We start from the raw sequence: 19,999 nt of genomic DNA on the forward strand, positions 1-19,999 counted from the left end.
GTGTGCTAAATTAGTTAAAAATCAATCTGCCAGTATAAAACACATTCACATTTAATGTTTGAGGAGACTCATATAAAATTACATTTCCTGTACTATAAATACCTCCTGTTAAAATATTCACATGACTTAATTTAATATCATTTGATCCTCTATGATAAATTTCTAATTCAGACGATACATCTAAATTTTTACAGTCAACTATTCCATTTCCCCAAAAAAGCGCTATAATTCCATTTTCAATATTTCCAGAAATTTGAAAATTTGAAACATTATTACTTTCAACTACTAATTGAGAATTATCAACAGTTATATAAAAATCACCTGTTCCAGCACCATCTGACAAATCCATTGAAAATAAACGGACAATTGGCGAATGCAATATCCCTTCTGATTGTATTTTTTGTTCCGTTTTACAATGCAATTCTAATTCTGGAATTAAAGGTAAAAAGGTTCCATCTGGAATAGTAACATAAACTGTAGTTTGCCCATAATCACGAGCAATATTACAAGTCGAATTATCTTTAACAATAAGCATATCACCATTTAATTTTACATCTAAATCATTAATAATATTATCTGATGTTACTACTTTAACTTCATAGTTTGGACCTTCTTTAACCACTAAACCTACACCATCATACACTTTTATTTTAGTGAAATTTTCAAGTGGAAATGTTTGGGTAATTTGGTTACCATTTCCTTTGAAACAATCTTCAGAAATACCGCAACTGGTTACCAAAATTAGGCAACATAAAGTAACTATATGTAAAATAACTTTTTTCATATTATAATCTTACACCAATTGTTCCTTCAATTGCTTCGGCTCTTCCGCCGTGCGTTTTTAACCCAACACCTGTAAAAATATTTTTATAAAGATAATATTTTATCCCAACTCTTTGATAGATATCAATTTCATAATCAAAAGGCTTGTAAACATAATAACCAACCTGTGCTTCAATTGATAATTTATTGATAAATAATTCATGTCCAACAAATAATCCGATTCGTTTATAATCGGTGTCTGGATCGGCATAAGAATCATGATTCTCAGGAAAAGCCACCGACACAAATTTTATATAATCTTGTAAATAACGTGAGAAAAAAACATCTGTTCCTAATTGTAAAGCACTTTTTCTTCCAATTCGTTTATCGGCATATAAACCAATATGATAAAATTGACGCTGTCCTAAATGTGGTACTGGTCCTTCTGAAATTCCAGTTCTAAAAGCAATATTGTATATAATTCTTTCTTTGTAAGTGTCTTTTGATGGTAATGAATCAACTATAAACTCTTGTTTGTCGTTAAAATTATAATTCAATCCTACATTAAAAGCTATTGTGTTAATTCCACTGTTTGGTGCTTTGAATCTTCCGTTAGAGAAATGAGTTAGCATAAAACCAGCCTGAACTCCAATTTTATCAATAATATTCTCCTTTTTATATTGCAATAAAAAGTAGTTATTGTCCATTATTTTGGTTCCAAAAGCGTTGTTTTTGTTGTTGGTTTCCTTGTCATATGGAGAAGAAGTCATACCAATTCCTTGAGAAATTCGGAACATCAATTGACGTTTAAAAAAATAAAAATTATAATGAACTCCAACTGCATGATTGACACCTAAATATTGGTTTTTAAAGTCTAAATAATGATACGAAACACCATAATCAGGATAATTGTAGACTTGTTGCCATTCTTTTTTTCCAAAGGTTTTCCAGTTATAACTAAGTAAAAACCCATCTGGATGACCCGATATTAAATGACCAACATCATTTGTGTGTTTATAAATATTCCCTCTAAAAAATTGTACATCAAAATAAGTTGATGCTTTTTCTTGAGAGAAAGAAAAAAAGAAGGAAAAGCAAAAAAGTAAAATTGTTTTTTTCATGAATTTACAATTGTTTTAAACATGCACTTAAACTAGTTTGCCAATCATTGATTTTAATATCGAATGTACTTTTAATTTTTGTTTTATCCAAAACACTATACGCTGGTCTTTTGGCTGGTGTAGGATAAGCCGAAGTTAGAATAGGTTTTAAATCTATTGAGACTCCTTTTTGACGAAATATCTCATTAGCAAAATCATACCAAGAACATTGCCCTTCGTTTGAGAAATTATAAATTCCAAAAGATAATTGGGAATTGGATGATTGGATGATTTTTATCAAAACCTCAGCTAAATCAACAGCGTTTGTTGGTGTTCCAATTTGGTCTGCAACAACAGAAAGACTATCACGTTCCGATGCCAATCGTAGCATGGTTTTCATAAAATTATTTCCAAATTGAGAATATACCCAAGAAGTTCTAATAATAAAATGCTTATCTAAATTTGCTTGAATAGCTTGTTCTCCTTGCAATTTTGTTAAACCATAAACACCACTTGGAAAAGGCACATCGGTTTCTGTAAGTCCAAAATTACTTTTTAATGGCAATCTAAGTTCTCTATCATAATAGGCGACACCATCTGAAAAATAGGCATCAAAAACAAAATCAGTAGAAATATGGATTAAAATTGTATTGAACTTTTTGCAAGTAATTGCTAGGTTTTCAGCTCCGTTTGCATTGATGTCAAACGCTTTTGATGGTTCACTTTCAGCTTTATCAACTGCTGTATAAGCGGCCGCATTGATACAAAAATGTGGTTGGTAAGTTGAAAAAACAGCTTGACAATTTTCTAAATTAGTAATATCTAATTCAGAAGAAGAACAAAATACAAAATCTATTTCTTTATGGTTTTTAGAAATAGATTGAATAGCTTGACCTAATTGTCCGTTTGCTCCTGTTACCAATACTACCATACTTTTTTTGCGTTTTGTAGATTAGGTAATACTTTATCTTTATCGGAAATTATCAAATCTTGGACAGGAAAATTCCAATCGATATTTAAGGTTTTATCATTATATACAATACCGGCTTCATTTTCTTTATTATAAAAATTATCACATTTGTAGAAGAAGGTTGCCGATTTGCTTAAAACTAAAAATCCATGAGCGAAACCTCTTGGAACAAAAAACTGCTTTTGATTTTCTGCCGAAAGCAAAACAGCTTCATATTCACCATACGTATCTGATTCTGGACGTAAATCTACCGCAACATCTAAAACTTCGCCATCAAGAACACGAACTAACTTTGCTTGTGCGTGTTCGCCACATTGATAATGTAAGCCTCGTAAAACACCTTTGGTTGAAAAAGATTGATTGTCTTGCAGAAAAGTTACTTTTTGTCCCACACCTTCTTGAAAAGTTTTTTCATTAAAACTTTCCATGAAGTAACCGCGTTGGTCTTTAATTATTTTTGGTTCAAGGATAAAACATCCTTTAAGTTTGGTTTCAATAAATTTCATTTTAACTCACTAAACTCATTAAATGTTTTCCGTAACCACTTTTCAGTAGAGGTTCTGCTAATTTTTTTAATTGGTCGGCATCAATGAATCCCATTTTATATGCCGCTTCTTCAATAGCCCCAATTTTTAATCCTTGGCGTTCTTCAATTACTTGCACAAATTGTCCTGCTTGCATTAAAGATTGAAATGTTCCAGTATCTAACCAAGCAGTTCCTCTGTCTAAAATGGAAACCTGTAGATTTCCTTGTTCTAAATAGGTTTTATTAATATCGGTAATTTCTAACTCTCCTCGCTGACTTGGCTTTATGTTTGAAGCTATTTCAACAACTTGATTATCGTAAAAATAAATTCCTGGAACCGCAAAATTTGATTTTGGATGCATTGGTTTTTCTTCGATAGATAAAACTTTACCACCACCATCAAATTCAACTACACCATAACGTTCTGGATCATGAACATGATAAGCATAAACAATTCCTCCGTTTGGATTGCTGTTTTCTTGTAATAGTTCAGCTAAACCCGTTCCGTAGAAAATATTATCTCCAAGGATTAAAGCTACTTTATCTTTTCCAATAAATTCTTTTCCAATAATAAATGCTTCGGCTAAGCCATTTGGATGCTCTTGAACTGCGTATTCAAATTTACAACCTAATGATTTTCCATCTCCTAATAATTGACGAAATAAAGGTAAATCATGCGGTGTTGAAATAATTAAGATTTCGCTAATTCCTGCCCACATCAAGGTTGATAATGGATAGTAAATCATTGGTTTATCATAAATTGGCATTAATTGTTTACTCACCGCTAATGTTAACGGATGTAAACGTGTGCCTGAACCTCCAGCTAATATAATTCCCTTCATTAGTTGTTATATTTTTGTAAATACCATTCAATGGTTTTCTTGATTCCCGATTCGAAATTTTCATCGGCTTTCCAACCTAATTCATTTTCAATTTTGGTGGCATCAATGGCATAACGTAAATCATGACCAGGTCTATCTTTCACAAATGTAATTTGATCCTGATATTTTCCTTCTGATTTTGGTTGTAATTCATTCAAAATCGAACAAACAGTATCAACAATATATAAATTGTTTCGTTCGTTTCTTCCGCCAATATTATAGGTTTCACCTGATTTTCCTGTTTTAAACGCTAATTCAATTCCTTTGCAATGATCTAAAACGTATAACCAATCACGAACATTTGTTCCGTCACCATAAATTGGAATATTTTCTCCTTTTATGGCTTTACGAATAATAGTTGGAATCAACTTTTCGTCATGTTGTTTTGGACCGTAATTGTTAGAACAATTTGTGGTTACTACGTTCATTCCATACGTATGAAAATAACTTCTTACAATCATGTCTGAACCCGCTTTTGAAGCAGAATAAGGACTATTGGGAGCATACGGAGTCGTTTCTTCAAACAAACCAGTTTCACCTAAAGTTCCATAAACCTCATCAGTAGAAACGTGGTGAAAACGCGAATTTTCAAATTCAACATTATATTGATTTGGAGCTGACATCCAAAGTTTTCTTGCAGTATCTAATAAATTAAAGGTTCCTAAAACATTGGTTTTAATGAATGCTTCTGGACCAGAAATCGAATTGTCAACATGACTTTCAGCTGCAAAATGAATAACATCATGAAACTGAAATTTTTGGAATAATTCTTCAACAAAGTTTCTGTCACAAATATCACCTTGTACAAACGTATATCTTGGATGGTTTTCTACTTCTGAAACATTTTCTAAATTTCCAGCATACGTTAGTAAATCCAAATTTACTAAATGATAATCTGAATTGTTTTTAATGAAATAGGGAACAAAATTTGCTCCAATAAATCCGGCACCGCCAGTAACTAATATATTTTTCATTAACTATTAATTCTTGCAGATTGTTTTTTGTAAATTGATTTAAAAAAATAGCCAAATAAATATAAAAGAATAAAAACTAAAGGTAAAAAGAGTTTCAATTTATTATTGACTCCTTTAGATTCTATTATATTTGTGGTAATACTAACGTCTTTAATGTATAATTTAATGTTCTCGAGTGTTATTTTCTGACCTGCAATTTCATTAATTAAACCATTTTTCAATGTAAATAAAGCATTTATTTCATTGTTTTCATTGTTATAAACTAAACTTGTAGTGCTTTTTTCTTTTGCTAAGTTCTCAGAAATTTGAGTTATTAAATTATCAACTTGTAAAATTTGTTCTTCATTTTTCTTCATTTTTATAAGAACATTTTCCTGAGTGATAGCCAATAATTTATTCAAATATTCATCAGAATTTAAATACTTTAAGATTGGTTTAATTATTACTTTATCATCTATCTTATTTAATGTAATGATTGAGATTTTATGATGTGGATAGTTTTTACTAGTTTTTTCATCTTCAATTACTTTGTTAATATCTTCACTTTCAGCCAATAATCTCATTAACTCAAAATTTTGGGTGTTTTGAGCGTTTTCGGCAATAGCTTGACTTGTGTTTACAAAAGCATAAATATCTATAATTGGCTCAATTTTAATGCTTAAAATATTTTCCGTATTTGATATTCCAATAGATTTAAAAAAAGATTTATCATCTTCTTTTAATTTTGATTTGATTAAATTTATCTTAGCATACAAATAATCCGAACCGCCCAAATTAGGAGCAACAATAATTTCAGAAGTGTATTTTTTGGTGTTTTGATCTAAAAAATAACCTAAAACAACTCCAACAACAAATAAGCCTACAATTATTACTAATTTCTTTTTTACAAAAAAAATAAAATCGAAAACTGAATTCACAATTCCATTGAAAAAGTTTTTAATTCCAGTTCCGATTTGTCCTAAATCGATTTCTTGATCTTGAGAATTTGTACTCATCGTTTTTATTTTACGTTAAAGATTTGTTCTAATATTTTTATTGTAATTAAATACGTAGGTTTTACTCCTGTAGTTCCTAATCCACCTGAAGCTAATGTGCTTCCTGTTTCCAAAGGATTATCCGAAGCATAATAAGCGTATCTAACTTTTACATTAGGATTGATGCTTTTTCTAATTTTTGATGCCGATTGAATCGCTTTTTGATAATAAGCGCCTTCCATTTCTAACCCGATAGCTTCCCAAGTAGATTCGTGGAAAAATTTCAACAAATCTCTATTTTGAAGCGATGTTCCAAGAACAGTAATCATTGGTCCTTCAAAAACCGGAATATCATTTCCTTTCAACATTTCTGCTTTTAATTCGTTTTCAAAGAAATAATTATCAGCCGTTCCTTCATTCACGTGTGCTGTTGGAATCATGATATCGCCTTTTCCACCTTCTAAAATTCCAGCTTTACCCATGATTGAAACTGATTCCACATTTAAAAACAGTTTGTTTTTAGCAATTTTGTAAGGTTTCAATAATTCGTCAATGGTTTCATAAGCTTGCTCACCAAACGCATAATCCATAACGATTAAAACGGGTTTGTTTTCGCCTAAATTCGCTTTAGCAAAAGCTGTTTTTTTAATATCTATTTTAGCCGTATCAAAAATTTGTACGTCGATATTGGTTCCAGAAGTATCAGGCAATGAAATCATTCCGTGTTGTAACGCAAAATCTTCCACTTTCTTGCGTAATTCTTTATTATTAGAACTACTTAAATCTTCAAATATTTGAAAATCAGCAGCATCTTTATATTTTTTTCCTAAAACAGGTTCAGCAAAAATAGAATTCATCACACTGTGCATATTAGCACTTATGATATGAATTGGTCTTTCAATCAAATAGTTTTTTACTAATACTTCTTTGATGTTGTTTGCCCAAATTTCGCCGTAAATATGATGTCCTAATCTTTCTCTTAAAATTGGGCTAAACGTAATGGTTCTTTTGTTATTGTCAACCACCTCTTCGATAGCTAATTTTCCTAACCAATATACTACATGTAAAAATCGATCAGGCGCTTCTGCCGTGGCAAAATCATCATAAATATCTTGCACTTCAGCAAACGTTCTTCCTAATACATTCGCTGCGTGAGAAATTGCTTTTTCACGTTCAACTAAAGGTAATTTTTTAGTTTGTTTTACCGCTAATTCTAATTTTTCCCAATCGCGAGTAAATCTTCCTTCTTCATCAATTAAAACTCTATCTTTAATTTTGTGTGATTCGATAAAAATGAAGGTCAAATGTGTTAAAATATCGTAAATATCAGAACGACCACGTGTGATTTCCACATTCATTTGTTCGTCGTCAATACGGTAACAGTTTCTTCTTCTTTTTGGAGGAACAATCGCTTTAAAGTGCGAATTTGAATAGCCTTCATCTGAAGTTAAGTTGATGTAACGGCATTCTTCAATTCCAATTGGTAAACGTTCAATTACATATAATAAACCGTTTAATTCTACCTTTTCTTCGGCAATAGAACCGTAAATTTCTGGTCGAAGCGCTAATAAGGCTTCTCTTAAAGTTTCTCCCGAAACACCCATTGGTTTATAGAAACCTCTGTTAAATAAATGTCTCATGGTAATGTACAGTCGCTCAATAGCTGCTGAGGACTCTTGCGCTCTAGAACGCGAAATGTTTTTAATGTCTTTCATTAATATTTTGTTTTTCTAACCTGCAAAGTTACAATTTTATTTTTTAGTTGGTTAATATCAGATTTATTGATGGCTCATTTACACTTATTTTCTCCGAATTATTCCCTGCTTGTTTGCTCCATTTTCCGTAAGCATAGGTGTAAAAAAAGTCTCTTTCAACATAGTTATATAACACATACGGTTGGTATTTGGTACCGGTTTTATTACTCTCGATTAACAATTTTTCATAGGCTACAAACATTCCTTTCTCTGGAAAAACCAAATCAAATTGCGATATATTAAAACGATGTTTGATTACTCCTTTTTTCAAGGTAACAACATAATCTTTTGTCAACAATTCTTCGCCTGGATAACCGTTTTCATCCACACTATAAAAGTGAAGTTTTATGGTAGCTTCTTCAATTCTACTATCAGTGAAAATTGTAACTTCTTTTAAAAATTTTGTTTTATTATAAGAAGCTTGATACGGGAAAAACTTTGCTTCGATTTTTGGTCCATTGTCAAACGATTGAAAAATAGCATTTTTGATATCGCCTATTTCAATTTGTTTGGATTGTTTTTTATTCAATATGACCACTTCTCTTAAGTCGTAAGCCATAGGTTTCAATTGAACTATCGAAATCTCTCTTCCTTTAATCGTTTTTCTCTCATATCCTAAAACCGAAATTACAATATTCTTTTCTTTGGATGCTTCCAAGAAAAAACTTCCATCTGCTTCCGAAGTAGTTCCAACAGTTTCATTCTCTACCCAAATATTCACAAACGGAATCGGTTCGCCCGAAATACTGTCTTTAACCACACCACGGATTTGTGAAAACGCAAATTGTGAAACAACCACAAAAACCCACATCAATCTTTTCTCTTTCATCTTTATTCTTTTGTATCAAAAAATTGAGCAATTTTTCTATCGTTACTTAATCTTGGTAACTTATTTTGTCCACCTAATTTGCCTATCGATTTCATATACTCTTGGAAACCGTTTTTTGGAACACTTGTAATTACCAATGTTCGCAACACATTTCCTACAATCAAATCGTCATAATACACATTTTGTTTGCGCATGGCGACATCAATTTTTGATGCGAAATCTTCTAAATTATTAGGTTCATTTTCAAACTCAATAAACCATTCGTGATAAGGTAAACCTTCAGTTGGTGTGATTTGTGGCGCGACTGTGAATTCATTTACACGAACATCAGTTCCTTCCATTGCTTCTTTTAGCGCCGATTCTACTTCTTTTCCAATAACGTGTTCGCCAAAAGCAGAGATGTAATGTTTGATTCTTCCCGAAACGATAACGCGATACGGTTTTAAACTTGTAAACTGAATCGTATCACCAATATTGTAAGCCCAAAGTCCGGCGTTGGTAGAAATGATTAAAACGTAATTGACACCTAATTCTACTTCGCCAATGGTATAGCGTTTTGGATGTTCGGTGAAAAATTCGTCTGCTTTTATGAATTCGTAGAAAATGCCAGAATTTAATAGCAATAGCATTCCTTTTTCATTCTGAGAATCTTGGTAAGCAAAAAAGCCTTCAGAAGCTGGAAACAATTCAATAGAATCGACTTTTCTTCCAATTAAATTTTCGAATTTCGCTCGATATGGTTCGTAATTTACACCCCCATAAATGAATAAATTGAAGTTTTTGAAGATTTCGCCAACAGGTTTATTTGCTTTTGCTGCCAGTTTCTCAAAATACATTTGCACCCAAGACGGAATTCCTGAAATCACCGACATGTCTTCGTTAATCGTTTCTTCTACAATGGCATTGACTTTGGTTTCCCAATCATCAATGCAATTGGTTTCCCAACTTGGCATGCGATTTTTTTGTAAATATTTCGGAACAAAATGCGCTACAATTCCTGATAATCTTCCAAGTTTGATACCGTTTTTCTCTTCTAAAATGGGGCTTCCTTGCAAGAAAATCATTTTTCCTGAAACAAAATCGGCTTTTCCGGTTTCGTGAATATAACTCAAAATCGCATTCCGAGCCGCTTGAATATGAAACGGCATTGATTCCTTAGTAAGTGGAATATATTTAGCGCCTGAAGTAGTTCCAGAAGTTTTAGCAAAATAAAGTGGCTTTCCTTTCCAAAGTACATTTTCTTCCCCTTTTACGACTTTATCAACATAGTGTTTTAATCCTTCGTAATCACGAACAGGCACTTTTTGAACAAAATCGGAATGAGAGTTTATCGAACCAAAATCGTGGTCTTTTCCAAATTGCGTTTGAGCCGCTTCTCTGATTAATTCTTCAAAAACTTTTTGTTGGGTTTCAATAGGATTATTGGCCCATTTTTGAGTTTTAGCGTGAATTCTTTTTGCAAATAATTTTGCTGCAAAAGCTTTTACTGACATGTTAATTGAAATTGATAAACTGCGTTGGGTCAATTGGGAAACCATCTTTCCATAATTCAAAATGAAGTGTTGCGCCCGAATTTTGTACATTATTAGCATTTCCGGCAAGAGCAATAACTTCTCCCGATCGTACGATATTTCCTTGCGATTTTGTTACCGAAGCCGCATTTTTATACACCGACAAAATATCATCTTTATGACGAACAATTACCACATAACCTGAACTTGGCGTCCAATCGGAAAAAATGATGGTTCCAGCTCCAACGGATTTTATTGGTGTGTTATTGGTTAAAGCGATTTTAACTGCTAAATGTTTATTAGCTACATTATATTTTTGCAAAATAGCACCTTGAGCAGGCGGAAATAATACAAAACTAACTTTAGGTTTTGAAGTTTCAAATACATTGTATTTATCTTCTTTAATAACTTGATTTCGTAATTCTTGCTCTTTTTCTGTTGGTGAAAGTCCGGAAACATCTATATCAGAAACATCTAAAGCTTTGATAGAATCTTTGTTCAGCTTTGCGTATTCTAAATCACCTGTTAATACTTTTTTGATGGAAGCAATGTAAGCATTGTTGATTTTTACTGATTTTTCAAGAGAGTCTGATTTTATAGCCATTTCCAATGCATCTTGTTTTAATTTTGAAGAAGCATAACCCGGAATATATTCGCGTAAAGGTGTAAATGCAATAATATAAGTAGTTACAAAAATGATTAAAATTGCGCCAATGGTTCCCACAACAAAGACATTCATTAAGTTTAATTTTAATGAAAACGTTTCTTCAAAAGTATCTTCGTTAAGAATAACTAATCTTCTTTTGTTGTATAACTTTTTAAGAAGTAACTGACGTTTTAGCTTTTTGTTAGCCATTTTTTGAACCAATTTATATCACAAATATACTAAATACAACGTGTTTGTAAATTGAAACCTGATAATAAATCGTTAAAAAATAATGATTTGGTAATTTCTTTATATCTTTGTACTTTAAAATACTAAAATCATGAATGCTTTAACCATATTTTTGGGAGTAATAGGCCCTATGCAAGTAATATTAATTATCGCTATTGTAGTTTTACTTTTTGGTGGTAAAAAAATTCCAGAATTGATGAAAGGAATTGGAACAGGTATTAAAGAATTTAAAAACGCTGCCAAAGACGACCAACCAGCAAATTCAAAAAAAGAAGAAGAAGCTAAAGAAAAAGAATAGTTTTCCTTTAGTCAGAATAGAAAAAATCCCAAACTCCAATAAAATGGAATTTGGGATTTTGTTTTTTAACACCCCGCCCTAAAGGCACCCCTCTAAAAGAGGGGAATTATAAAATCATTGTCAACTGAATGCGTTTTCTAGCTTCGTCCACCTCAACTACTTTTACTTGAACATGTTGGTGCATTTTTACGACTTCGTTTACATCGGAAACATAACCTTCTTTTAGTTGCGAAATGTGAACCAAACCACTTTCTTTGATTCCTACATCTACAAAACAACCAAAAGCGGTAATATTATTCACAATTCCAGGTAAAATCATGCCTGTTCTTAAATCTTTAATTGTTTTTACATTCGGGTCAAATTCGAAAATTTTTGCGGCTTTTCTTGGGTCTAAACCTGGTTTTTCTAACTCTTTTAAAATGTCCTTTAAGGTTAAAATTCCGATTTCGGATGTGATGTAATGCTCTGGCTTTATTTGCGCTATTTTTTCTTTATTGGCAATCAATTCATTGGTTTTGATTCCCAAATCTTTTGCCATTTTTTCCACAATAGGATACGCTTCTGGATGCACAGCCGAATTATCTAACGGATTTTTTCCATCGCGAATTCTAATGAAAGCTGCTGCTTGTTGGTATGCTTTTTCTCCTAAACGTGGTACTTTTTTCAGTTGCTTTCTATCTTCAAAAGGTCCGTTTTCTGAACGATAAGCAACGATATTTTCCGCCATTTTTTCACCAATTCCAGATACATAACTCAACAACGATTTACTTGCTGTGTTGATGTTAATTCCAACAGAATTCACGCAACTCATTACCGTGCTATCTAAAGCTGATTGCAATTTCGTTTGATCTACATCGTGTTGATATTGTCCAACTCCGATTGATTTTGGATCGATTTTTACTAATTCTGCCAAAGGATCTGAAAGTCGTCTTCCAATAGAAACCGAACCTCGAACCGTTACATCATAATTTGAGAATTCTTCTCGTGCAATTTTACTGGCAGAATATACCGATGCTCCCGCTTCCGAAACCACAAAAACTTGAACCGGTTTATCAAAAGCAATTTTTTTAATAAAGAATTCGGTTTCGCGAGAAGCAGTTCCGTTACCAATAGAAATCGCTTCAATGTTGTACGCATTCAACATAGAACGAATTTTCTTCATCGCCATCGCAGTGTCGTTTTGTGGCGCGTGTGGATAAATAGTTTCGTTGTTAAGCAAATCTCCTTTTTCATCCAAGCAAACCACCTTACAACCTGTTCTATATCCTGGGTCGATGGCTAAAATTCGTTTTTCTCCTAAAGGTGGTGCTAACAACAACTGGCGTAAATTTTCCGAAAACACATCAATCGCTTTAATATCGGCTTTGGCTTTTGCTTCTTGTAAGGTTTCGTTTGAAATGGCTGGTTCTAACAAACGTTTGTAACTGTCTTTAATCGCTAATTCTAAATGTTCGGTAGCATCCGTATTTTTATTTTTGATGATGTTTTCTTCTATAATATCTAAAGCTTCTTCTTTTTCGATTGCGACATTTAGTTTAACAAAACCTTCAGCTTCGGCACGCAACATGGCTAATAAACGATGTGATGGTGCTTTTGAAATAGGTTCGTTCCAATCAAAATATTGATTGAATTTTTGAGCCGCTTCGTCATCCTTTTTAGTTTTAACAACTTTGGTTGTGATTTCGGCTTTTCGTTGAAACAAGCGACGTAAATTTTTACGAATAAAAATGTTTTCATTAATCCATTCGGCAATGATATCGCGAGCACCTTGTAAGGCTTCGTCTTCATTTTTAACATTGGCATTCAAATATTTTGAGGCTAAAAACTCAATATCATCATTTTTTTGACTCATGATAATTTTTGCTAATGGCTCTAATCCGTTTTCACGAGCGACATCAGCTTTGGTTTTTTTCTTCTTTTTATAGGGTAAATAGAAATCTTCCAATTCTTGTAAATCGAAACTGTTTTCAATTTTTGATTTCAATTCTGGTGAAAGTGCATTTTGCTCTTCAATCGATTTTAAAATGCTTTCTTTTCGTTTGATGATTTCATCAAATTGCTTGTTTAACTTCGAAATGGCTTCGATTTGAACCTCATCTAAATTTCCGGTTTGATCTTTTCTGTAACGCGAAATAAACGGAATCGTACAATCTTCTGAAAGTAATTTTATAGTAGCTTCAATGCTTTTTGGAGCAATGTTGGTTTGATTTTGAATGAATTGAATGTGGGTCATTGTGAATAAAATTGAACTGCTAAAATACTATCTTTGGACAAAATTATTAGCTTTTGGAAGTACTATTTATTTATTTAATTGTGATTAACAGCCTTTGTTTTTTAACTTTTGGCTACGATAAATGGCAAGCTAAAAACAATAAAAGACGCATTTCGGAATTCAATTTGCTTTTATTAGCTGGAGTTGGCGGAACTATTGGTGGAATTTTAAGCATGTATCTTTTCAAACACAAAACCAATAAATTTTCTTTTATTTTGAGTTTCTACGCTATTGCGATACTTCAGGTTGTTTTATTGTATTTCGGAATTCAAGCTTTTAAAAGCTAATCCTATATTCTCGATAACATCGGTTATTAACATGCTTTCTTCGCTTTGTGTTTGAAGTGTAATATCAGCAGCTAATCCGTGAAGATAAACTCCTAAAATAGCCGATTCTAAAGTAGTATAACCTTGTGCTAAAAATGAAGTAATCATTCCGGTTAACGCATCACCTGAACCACCTTTTGCTAAACCTGAATTTCCTGTAGTGTTTTCAAAAGTGTGAATTCCGTCAGTGATAAACGTTTTGTGTCCTTTTAAAACGATGACGCAATTTAGTTCTTTTGCTTTTTGGATTGCTGTAATTCTTCTTTCAGATTCAGAATTGTGTTCGCCAAATAATCGGTCAAATTCTTTTTGATGTGGCGTTAAAACAAATGGAAAATTAAAGTTTTTCCAATCGATTTTATATTTCGCAATTAAATTCAAAGCATCAGCATCAAAAACAACGGGAAGTTTATTTTCATACAATTCGTAAATGTATTGCAGACTGATTTCGTCAACTCCAATTCCAGGACCAATTCCGATAGCGTTGTAAGGTGATAAATCGTTCATCACACAAGAATTGGCATACATTGCTTCGGGAATCGAATTGAAAAGAACATTTTTATTTTCTGGAGAAAAAACTACTGTCAATAAACCAACTCCAGAACGTAAGCAAGCTCTTGAAGCAATAATAGCAGCTCCGATTTTGTCTGTACTTCCTGCAATTAACAAAGCATGACCATGCGTTCCTTTGTTAGAATCACATGGTCGTTTTTTATAAGTGTTTTTAATACAATTCAAATCTATTTTTACGAGTTCCATTTGAATTGATTTTAAGATTTTTGATTATTTACAAGCGATTTTTTTCACACGATTACCGTGTCTTCCGCCTTCAAAAGGAGTGTTTAAAAACGTATCTACCATTTCTATAGCTTGTTGAATAGAAGTATAACGAGCTGGAATACTAATAATGTTAGCATCATTATGTTGTCGTGCTAAAGCGGCAATTTCTTTTGTCCAACAAAGTGCACAACGAATGTCTTGGTGTTTGTTAGCTGTCATCGCAATTCCGTTTCCTGAACCGCAAATTACAATTCCTAAATCGGCTTTTTTTGATTCCACATCATAGGCTACTGGATGACCAAAATCAGGATAATCAACACTATCAAAAGTATCAGTTCCGTGATTAAAAATGGTATGTCCTTTTTCTTCTAAATATTGAACAATAGCTTTTTTATAATCTGGACCAGCGTGGTCGTTTCCAATTGAAATTTTCATAAGTTGTTGTGTGTTTTGTATATGCAAAAATACTAAAGATAAAGGAGTAATAATAATATGATTCTTATTTTGATATTTTTTTAAACAAATCCTTTAAAATCAGTGAATTATATAAGAAAGTAAACTAAAAATTACACATTGTTAACTTCTTTACGTAAATCGTTGATAATCAGTTAACCTTAATTTAACAATAATTGTTAACAACTTTGGATAGAAATTTAGAAGTTTTTTTAGGTTGTAAAGAAAAAATTTGTAATCCAAAACCGGAATTAAAAATCCTAATTTAGTTTCACGAATTTTTAGAAAAGTTATCAATAGAAAAAAATCAGTTTTCAACAGAAATCAACAATTGAAGTTATTTACAAAACGAATATAAAATATATTTTTAACAACTGTTGATAACTACAAAAGAAAGAATTTAGAAGGTCTTATTTTCAGTTCTTTACTAAATTTTTAAATTGTTAATTACGTTGTATAAGTAACGATAACTTTTAAAAACTACTTCTGTAAAAAAACTTATTCCACATATTAACACGCTATAATAACTATCATAAATTTAAATTTAATTAAAAATATTTTTTGTTGTTTTTAATATATGTTGAAAACTTTCAGCTTTTAAAAAATTAAACAATTTTTAAATGATCGTCTTCGTTTAGTTTTTTTAGAATTTCTTTCACGGTTGCTTCATCGTTTGGATGTACTTTTAATTTGATTCCGCCATAAGCAATTGTAGCAAATGGATCGATTCCAACGATAGTTTCGTTTTCAAAGAAGTAAGCAATTCCTTCTTGCTCTAATAAATTTTTAATAATCAAAGTCTCGTGTTGGTAGTTAAAAATAGCAACGGTTACAAAATTTTCCATCTGAATTGATTTACTTTATAAAGTTACGATAAGTTATTTTTATATTAAAACTGAAATACATTTTCGTTTTACATTGTTGTATTTTGTAACTTTAACCAATAATTGAAAATGATACAATGAGTAAGAAACCAAAAAAATTAGGAAATAAACCAAAAGATTTTACTGCACAAATATTTAAAATACTTTCAAGAGAACCTTCTAAATCTTTTAATTACAAGCAAATAGCTGCTGTTTTAGAGTTAAACGATACCAAAAGCCGAAACGAAATAATTAGAGATTTAAAAATACTTAAAGCACAAGATAAAATTCACGAAACGGAAATTGGAAAATATCAAATTATTTCCAAAGCCGAATATTACGAAGGAATTATAGACATGACGTCTCGTAAAACAGGATATTTTGTTTGTGACGAACTAGAAGACGATGTTTTTGTTCCGTTTATTAACTTAAATCATGCTTTAGATGGCGATAAAGTGAAAGCTTATATTTACAATAGAAGAAGTTCACGAAAACCAGAAGCTGAAGTTTTAGAAATTTTAGAACGTAAAAAATCAGAATTTGTTGGTGTTATCGATGTGCAAAAAAACTTTGCTTTCGTAACAACTGCCAATGCTAAAATGTATACCGATATTTTCATTCCAAAAAATAAAATTGGTGATGCAGAACACGGAGATGTTGTTTTAGTAACCTTAGAAGATTGGCCTAAAAAAGCGGATTCTCCTTTTGGTTCTGTGATAAAAGTATTAGGAAAACCAGGCGAACACAATACAGAAATTCATGCGATTTTAGCTGAATATGGTTTACCTTATGATTTTCCAATTGAAGTGGAAGCGTATGCAAATAAAATAGATACTTCAATCACAGAAGAGGAAATTAAAAAACGTCGCGATATGCGTGATGTTTTAACGTTTACGATTGACCCGAAAGATGCAAAAGATTTTGATGATGCGTTATCGTTTCAGGTTTTAGAAAATGGAAATTACGAAATTGGAGTTCATATTGCCGATGTTTCACATTATCTTCAAGAAGGAACTATTTTAGATGATGAAGCTTATAAAAGAGCGACTTCTGTGTATTTGGTAGATAGAGTAGTTCCAATGTTACCAGAAGTGTTATCCAACTTTGCTTGTTCGCTTCGTCCTCATGAAGAAAAATATACGTTTTCAGCTGTTTTTCAATTGAATGATAAAGCAGAAGTTTTAGATGCATGGTTTGGAAGAACAGTAACGTATTCTGATCAACGTTTTGCGTATGAAGAAGCACAAAGTATCATAGAAACAAAATCAGACGTTATTCCAGCCGAAATTTCATTAACTGGAAACGAATATATTGTTCCAAAACCAATAGTTGATGCTACTCTTAAAATGGATGAATTAGCTAAAATTCTTCGAAGAAAAAGAATGGCAGCTGGCGCAATTTCGTTTGATAAAGTAGAAGTAAAATTCAATTTAAATGAAGATGCTGAACCAATTGGAGTTTATTTCAAACAAAGTAAAGATGCGAATCATTTGATTGAAGAATTCATGTTGTTAGCGAATAGAAAAGTAGCAGAATTCATTGGAAAACAAAAGAAAACCTTCATTTACAGAATTCACGATGAACCAAATGAAGATAAATTAATCAATCTTCAAACTGTGATTGCTAAGTTTGGATATTCAATCAATTTCCGATCTAAAAAAGATATTTCAAGTTCGTTGAATAATTTACTTTCAGAAGTTGTGGGTAAAAAAGAACAAAATTTGGTTGATACGCTTACAATTCGAAGTATGAGTAAGGCTGCGTATTCAACTGAAAATATTGGTCATTACGGATTAGCTTTTGATTATTACAGTCATTTTACCTCACCAATTCGTCGTTATCCTGATGTTATGGCACACCGTTTGTTACAATTTTACATAGATGGCGGAAAAAGTGTAAGTGAAGAAGAATACGAAGAAAAATGTGTGCATTCTTCACAAATGGAAGGTTTAGCCGCTCAAGCCGAACGCGATTCTGTGAAATACATGCAAGTAAAATACATGCAAGATCATAAAGATGAAGAGTTTTTAGGTGTAATTTCTGGTGTGACCGAATGGGGAATTTATGTAGAAATCATCGAAAACAAATGCGAAGGAATGGTTAGAATTCGTGAAATAAAAGATGATTATTACACGTTTGATGATAAACAATACGCTTTAATAGGTGAAGTTTCTAAAAATATTTTACAATTAGGAGACGAAATTTACGTTAAAGTAAAAAACACCGATTTAGTGAAGAAACAATTAGATTTTCATTATTTGAGAAAGAGAGAGTAATTAATTTCTTATAAGAATTTAAAAATATTAAAATGAAGAAAATAGTTTATAGCTTATTATTAATTAGTTCGATAGCTTTTGCCCAAACCGAAAAAAACGTTGGTGATTTTACTAAAGTAACTGCTTTTGATAAAATTGATGTCAACTTAGTAGCGTCACCTGAAAATAAAATTGTTTTAACGGGTGCCAATTCTCAAGAAGTAGAATTGGTAAACAAAAATGGCGAATTAAAAATCAGAATGCCTTTAATAAAAATGTTAAGTGGAGACGATGTTTCCGCTACTGTTTATTATAAAAAAATTGATGCTGTAGAAGCTAATGAAGGGAGTAGAATTGCTTCAAAAGATGAAATTTCAGCAATTAATTTTGATATCATTTGTAAAGAAGGTTCTGAAATTAAACTTACTAATTTACAAACGGATAGATTACAAGTTCGTGTTTCGCAAGGAAGTATTGTAACCACAAAAGGAACGGTAAAAAATCAAGATATTTTATCCAATTCTGGTGGAAAATATGACGGCCAAGATTGTAAAACGCAACAATCTGTTGTTACGGTAAACGCAGGCGGAATGGCTCATGTGTACGCAACTGATTTAGTCGATGCAAAAACAAGAGCTGGTGGTGAAATTATAATCTATGGAAAACCAAAACAAATCAACAAAAAGAAAATCGCAGGAGGAACTATAGAACAAGCGAAGTAATTTGATAATAATTTCTTAACTTCGTAGTTCCAACTTTTTAACTTCTCAATTTGCATTTACACGATATACTTACCGCAATTCCTTGGGGACTTTTGTTAGCTTTTTCAATTGGTCCTGGTTTTTTTGTTTTACTTGAAACCAGTATTACCAAAGGTTTTAGAGCGGCATTTACTTTTGATTTAGGAATTGTTTTTAGTGATATTATTTTCATTTTAATCGCTTATTTAAGTACAAATCAACTTTTAGAACAACTAAAAGATAATCCAACACTTTTTGTTATTGGTGGAATTATCATGTTGGCTTACGGATTAATTTCGTTTATTCAACTCAAAAGAAATTTCAAAAAACAAACTGAAATTGAACAAGACGACGATAATATTCCAAAGAAAAATTACTTTGCTTTGTTCTTCAAAGGGTTTTTGTTGAATTTCATTAACATTGGAGTTTTAGGTTTTTGGATGATGATTATCATTACTTACGGACCACAAATGGAAATGAACACTTCTCGAATTTCTATTTTTTTCGCAGCAATTTTAGTGTTTTATTTGGCTTTCGATGTGGCTAAAATATTGTTAGCAAAGCAATTGAAACACAAATTAATTCCTGCAAATATCTACAAAATCAAAAGAGTGATTAGTATGGTAATTCTAATTTTTGGTTTGTTTTTTATCCTACAAGGATTCTTCCCAAAAGAAAAAGAAATGATAACCAATAAGTTATTACCTGATACCGCTGTTAGTGAATAATTTATTTTTCAATATTTGTCATCCTGAACTCGTTTCAGGATCTAATTATTTTTTTCTAAAGATTATTCTATAAAAAAACCTCCTAATTTCTTAGAAGGTTTTAGAGGT

20 protein-coding genes are annotated in these 19,999 nt (G+C 31.7%); 5 read left to right on the forward strand and 15 right to left on the reverse strand.

The genetic code is table 11. From position 1 onward, the window contains the following. Nucleotides 1–10 precede the first annotated feature (10 nt). The 11 genes from B2741_RS08050 to B2741_RS08100 are packed head-to-tail and all read right to left on the reverse strand — an operon-like array spanning nucleotide 11 to nucleotide 11,137. A complete protein-coding gene (locus B2741_RS08050) occupies nucleotides 11–784 on the reverse strand; it encodes a GIN domain-containing protein (RefSeq protein ID WP_291137385.1) in 774 nt (257 codons plus the stop codon). 1 nt (nucleotide 785) lies between these two features. Further along, the gene (locus B2741_RS08055; RefSeq protein ID WP_291137388.1) at nucleotides 786–1,883 is read right to left on the reverse strand and encodes an acyloxyacyl hydrolase; all 1,098 of its coding nucleotides are present in this window, start codon (nucleotides 1,881–1,883) and stop codon (nucleotides 786–788) included. 4 nt (nucleotides 1,884–1,887) lie between these two features. Beyond that, nucleotides 1,888–2,793 carry a dTDP-4-dehydrorhamnose reductase gene (rfbD, locus tag B2741_RS08060; RefSeq protein ID WP_291137391.1) on the reverse strand — a complete coding sequence of 302 codons (906 nt, stop codon included), beginning with the start codon at nucleotides 2,791–2,793 and terminating at the stop codon, nucleotides 1,888–1,890. Continuing rightward, nucleotides 2,787–3,338, reverse strand: a complete 552-nt coding sequence (gene rfbC / locus B2741_RS08065; protein ID WP_291137394.1) for a dTDP-4-dehydrorhamnose 3,5-epimerase — start codon at nucleotides 3,336–3,338, stop codon at nucleotides 2,787–2,789. Before rfbC ends, rfbD begins: the two co-directional genes overlap by 7 nt. 1 nt (nucleotide 3,339) lies before the next feature. After that, nucleotides 3,340–4,200: a glucose-1-phosphate thymidylyltransferase RfbA gene (gene rfbA / locus B2741_RS08070; protein ID WP_291137397.1), complete on the reverse strand. Its 861-nt coding sequence runs from the start codon at nucleotides 4,198–4,200 to the stop codon at nucleotides 3,340–3,342. Then, nucleotides 4,200–5,213 carry a dTDP-glucose 4,6-dehydratase gene (gene rfbB / locus B2741_RS08075; RefSeq protein ID WP_291137399.1) on the reverse strand — a complete coding sequence of 338 codons (1,014 nt, stop codon included), beginning with the start codon at nucleotides 5,211–5,213 and terminating at the stop codon, nucleotides 4,200–4,202. Before rfbB ends, rfbA begins: the two co-directional genes overlap by 1 nt. Next, nucleotides 5,213–6,208, reverse strand: a complete 996-nt coding sequence (locus tag B2741_RS08080; RefSeq protein WP_291137402.1) for a hypothetical protein — start codon at nucleotides 6,206–6,208, stop codon at nucleotides 5,213–5,215. The genes rfbB and B2741_RS08080 overlap by 1 nt, the downstream gene beginning before the upstream one ends. 5 nt (nucleotides 6,209–6,213) lie before the next feature. After that, nucleotides 6,214–7,902 carry a DUF6909 family protein gene (locus B2741_RS08085; RefSeq protein ID WP_291137404.1) on the reverse strand — a complete coding sequence of 563 codons (1,689 nt, stop codon included), beginning with the start codon at nucleotides 7,900–7,902 and terminating at the stop codon, nucleotides 6,214–6,216. 43 nt (nucleotides 7,903–7,945) lie between these two features. Continuing rightward, a complete protein-coding gene (locus B2741_RS08090) occupies nucleotides 7,946–8,770 on the reverse strand; it encodes a carboxypeptidase-like regulatory domain-containing protein (RefSeq protein WP_291137407.1) in 825 nt (274 codons plus the stop codon). A gap of 2 nt (nucleotides 8,771–8,772) precedes the next feature. Next, nucleotides 8,773–10,263, reverse strand: coding sequence for a GH3 auxin-responsive promoter family protein (locus B2741_RS08095; RefSeq protein ID WP_291137409.1), 1,491 nt, complete (start codon nucleotides 10,261–10,263; stop codon nucleotides 8,773–8,775). A gap of 1 nt (nucleotide 10,264) precedes the next feature. Then, nucleotides 10,265–11,137 (reverse strand): murein hydrolase activator EnvC family protein, encoded by an 873-nt coding sequence (locus B2741_RS08100; RefSeq protein ID WP_291137411.1) that lies wholly within the window; start codon nucleotides 11,135–11,137, stop codon nucleotides 10,265–10,267. Between the two features lie 130 nt (nucleotides 11,138–11,267). Between B2741_RS08100 and B2741_RS08105 the strand changes: the two genes are divergently transcribed. Then, the gene (locus B2741_RS08105) at nucleotides 11,268–11,474 is read left to right on the forward strand and encodes a Sec-independent protein translocase subunit TatA/TatB (protein WP_291137413.1); all 207 of its coding nucleotides are present in this window, start codon (nucleotides 11,268–11,270) and stop codon (nucleotides 11,472–11,474) included. Between the two features lie 106 nt (nucleotides 11,475–11,580). On the opposite strand, the gene B2741_RS08110 is transcribed toward B2741_RS08105, so the two are convergent. Beyond that, the gene (locus tag B2741_RS08110) at nucleotides 11,581–13,707 is read right to left on the reverse strand and encodes a Tex family protein (RefSeq protein ID WP_291137415.1); all 2,127 of its coding nucleotides are present in this window, start codon (nucleotides 13,705–13,707) and stop codon (nucleotides 11,581–11,583) included. 53 nt (nucleotides 13,708–13,760) lie between these two features. Between B2741_RS08110 and B2741_RS08115 the strand changes: the two genes are divergently transcribed. Then, nucleotides 13,761–14,033 carry a DUF1294 domain-containing protein gene (locus tag B2741_RS08115; RefSeq protein WP_291137418.1) on the forward strand — a complete coding sequence of 91 codons (273 nt, stop codon included), beginning with the start codon at nucleotides 13,761–13,763 and terminating at the stop codon, nucleotides 14,031–14,033. Here B2741_RS08115 and B2741_RS08120 read toward each other — a convergent pair. From B2741_RS08120 to B2741_RS08130, 3 genes are all read right to left on the reverse strand, one after another. Continuing rightward, nucleotides 13,998–14,831: an NAD(P)H-hydrate dehydratase gene (locus tag B2741_RS08120; RefSeq protein WP_291137421.1), complete on the reverse strand. Its 834-nt coding sequence runs from the start codon at nucleotides 14,829–14,831 to the stop codon at nucleotides 13,998–14,000. The two genes, B2741_RS08115 and B2741_RS08120, sit on opposite strands and share 36 nt — an antisense overlap. A 24-nt stretch (nucleotides 14,832–14,855) precedes the next feature. Continuing rightward, complete coding sequence (rpiB, locus tag B2741_RS08125; protein ID WP_111566511.1) at nucleotides 14,856–15,287, reverse strand: ribose 5-phosphate isomerase B; 432 nt, start codon at nucleotides 15,285–15,287, stop codon at nucleotides 14,856–14,858. Between the two features lie 623 nt (nucleotides 15,288–15,910). Next, entirely contained in the window at nucleotides 15,911–16,150 is a 240-nt protein-coding gene (locus B2741_RS08130; protein ID WP_194093657.1) for a DUF2007 domain-containing protein, read from the reverse strand. Nucleotides 16,151–16,266: 116 nt separating this feature from the next. Between B2741_RS08130 and rnr the strand changes: the two genes are divergently transcribed. From rnr to B2741_RS08145, 3 genes are read left to right on the forward strand one after another with little or no spacing between them, the layout of a single operon-like run. Further along, nucleotides 16,267–18,444, forward strand: coding sequence for a ribonuclease R (rnr, locus tag B2741_RS08135; RefSeq protein ID WP_291137428.1), 2,178 nt, complete (start codon nucleotides 16,267–16,269; stop codon nucleotides 18,442–18,444). A gap of 32 nt (nucleotides 18,445–18,476) precedes the next feature. Further along, entirely contained in the window at nucleotides 18,477–19,145 is a 669-nt protein-coding gene (locus B2741_RS08140) for a head GIN domain-containing protein (protein WP_291137431.1), read from the forward strand. Between the two features lie 50 nt (nucleotides 19,146–19,195). After that, nucleotides 19,196–19,891, forward strand: a complete 696-nt coding sequence (locus tag B2741_RS08145) for a LysE family translocator (RefSeq protein ID WP_291137434.1) — start codon at nucleotides 19,196–19,198, stop codon at nucleotides 19,889–19,891. Nucleotides 19,892–19,999: the final 108 nt, after the last annotated feature.

Origin of the sequence: Flavobacterium sp. UBA7663, assembly GCF_002483315.1 — a bacterium.
Lineage (GTDB): Bacteria > Bacteroidota > Bacteroidia > Flavobacteriales > Flavobacteriaceae > Flavobacterium.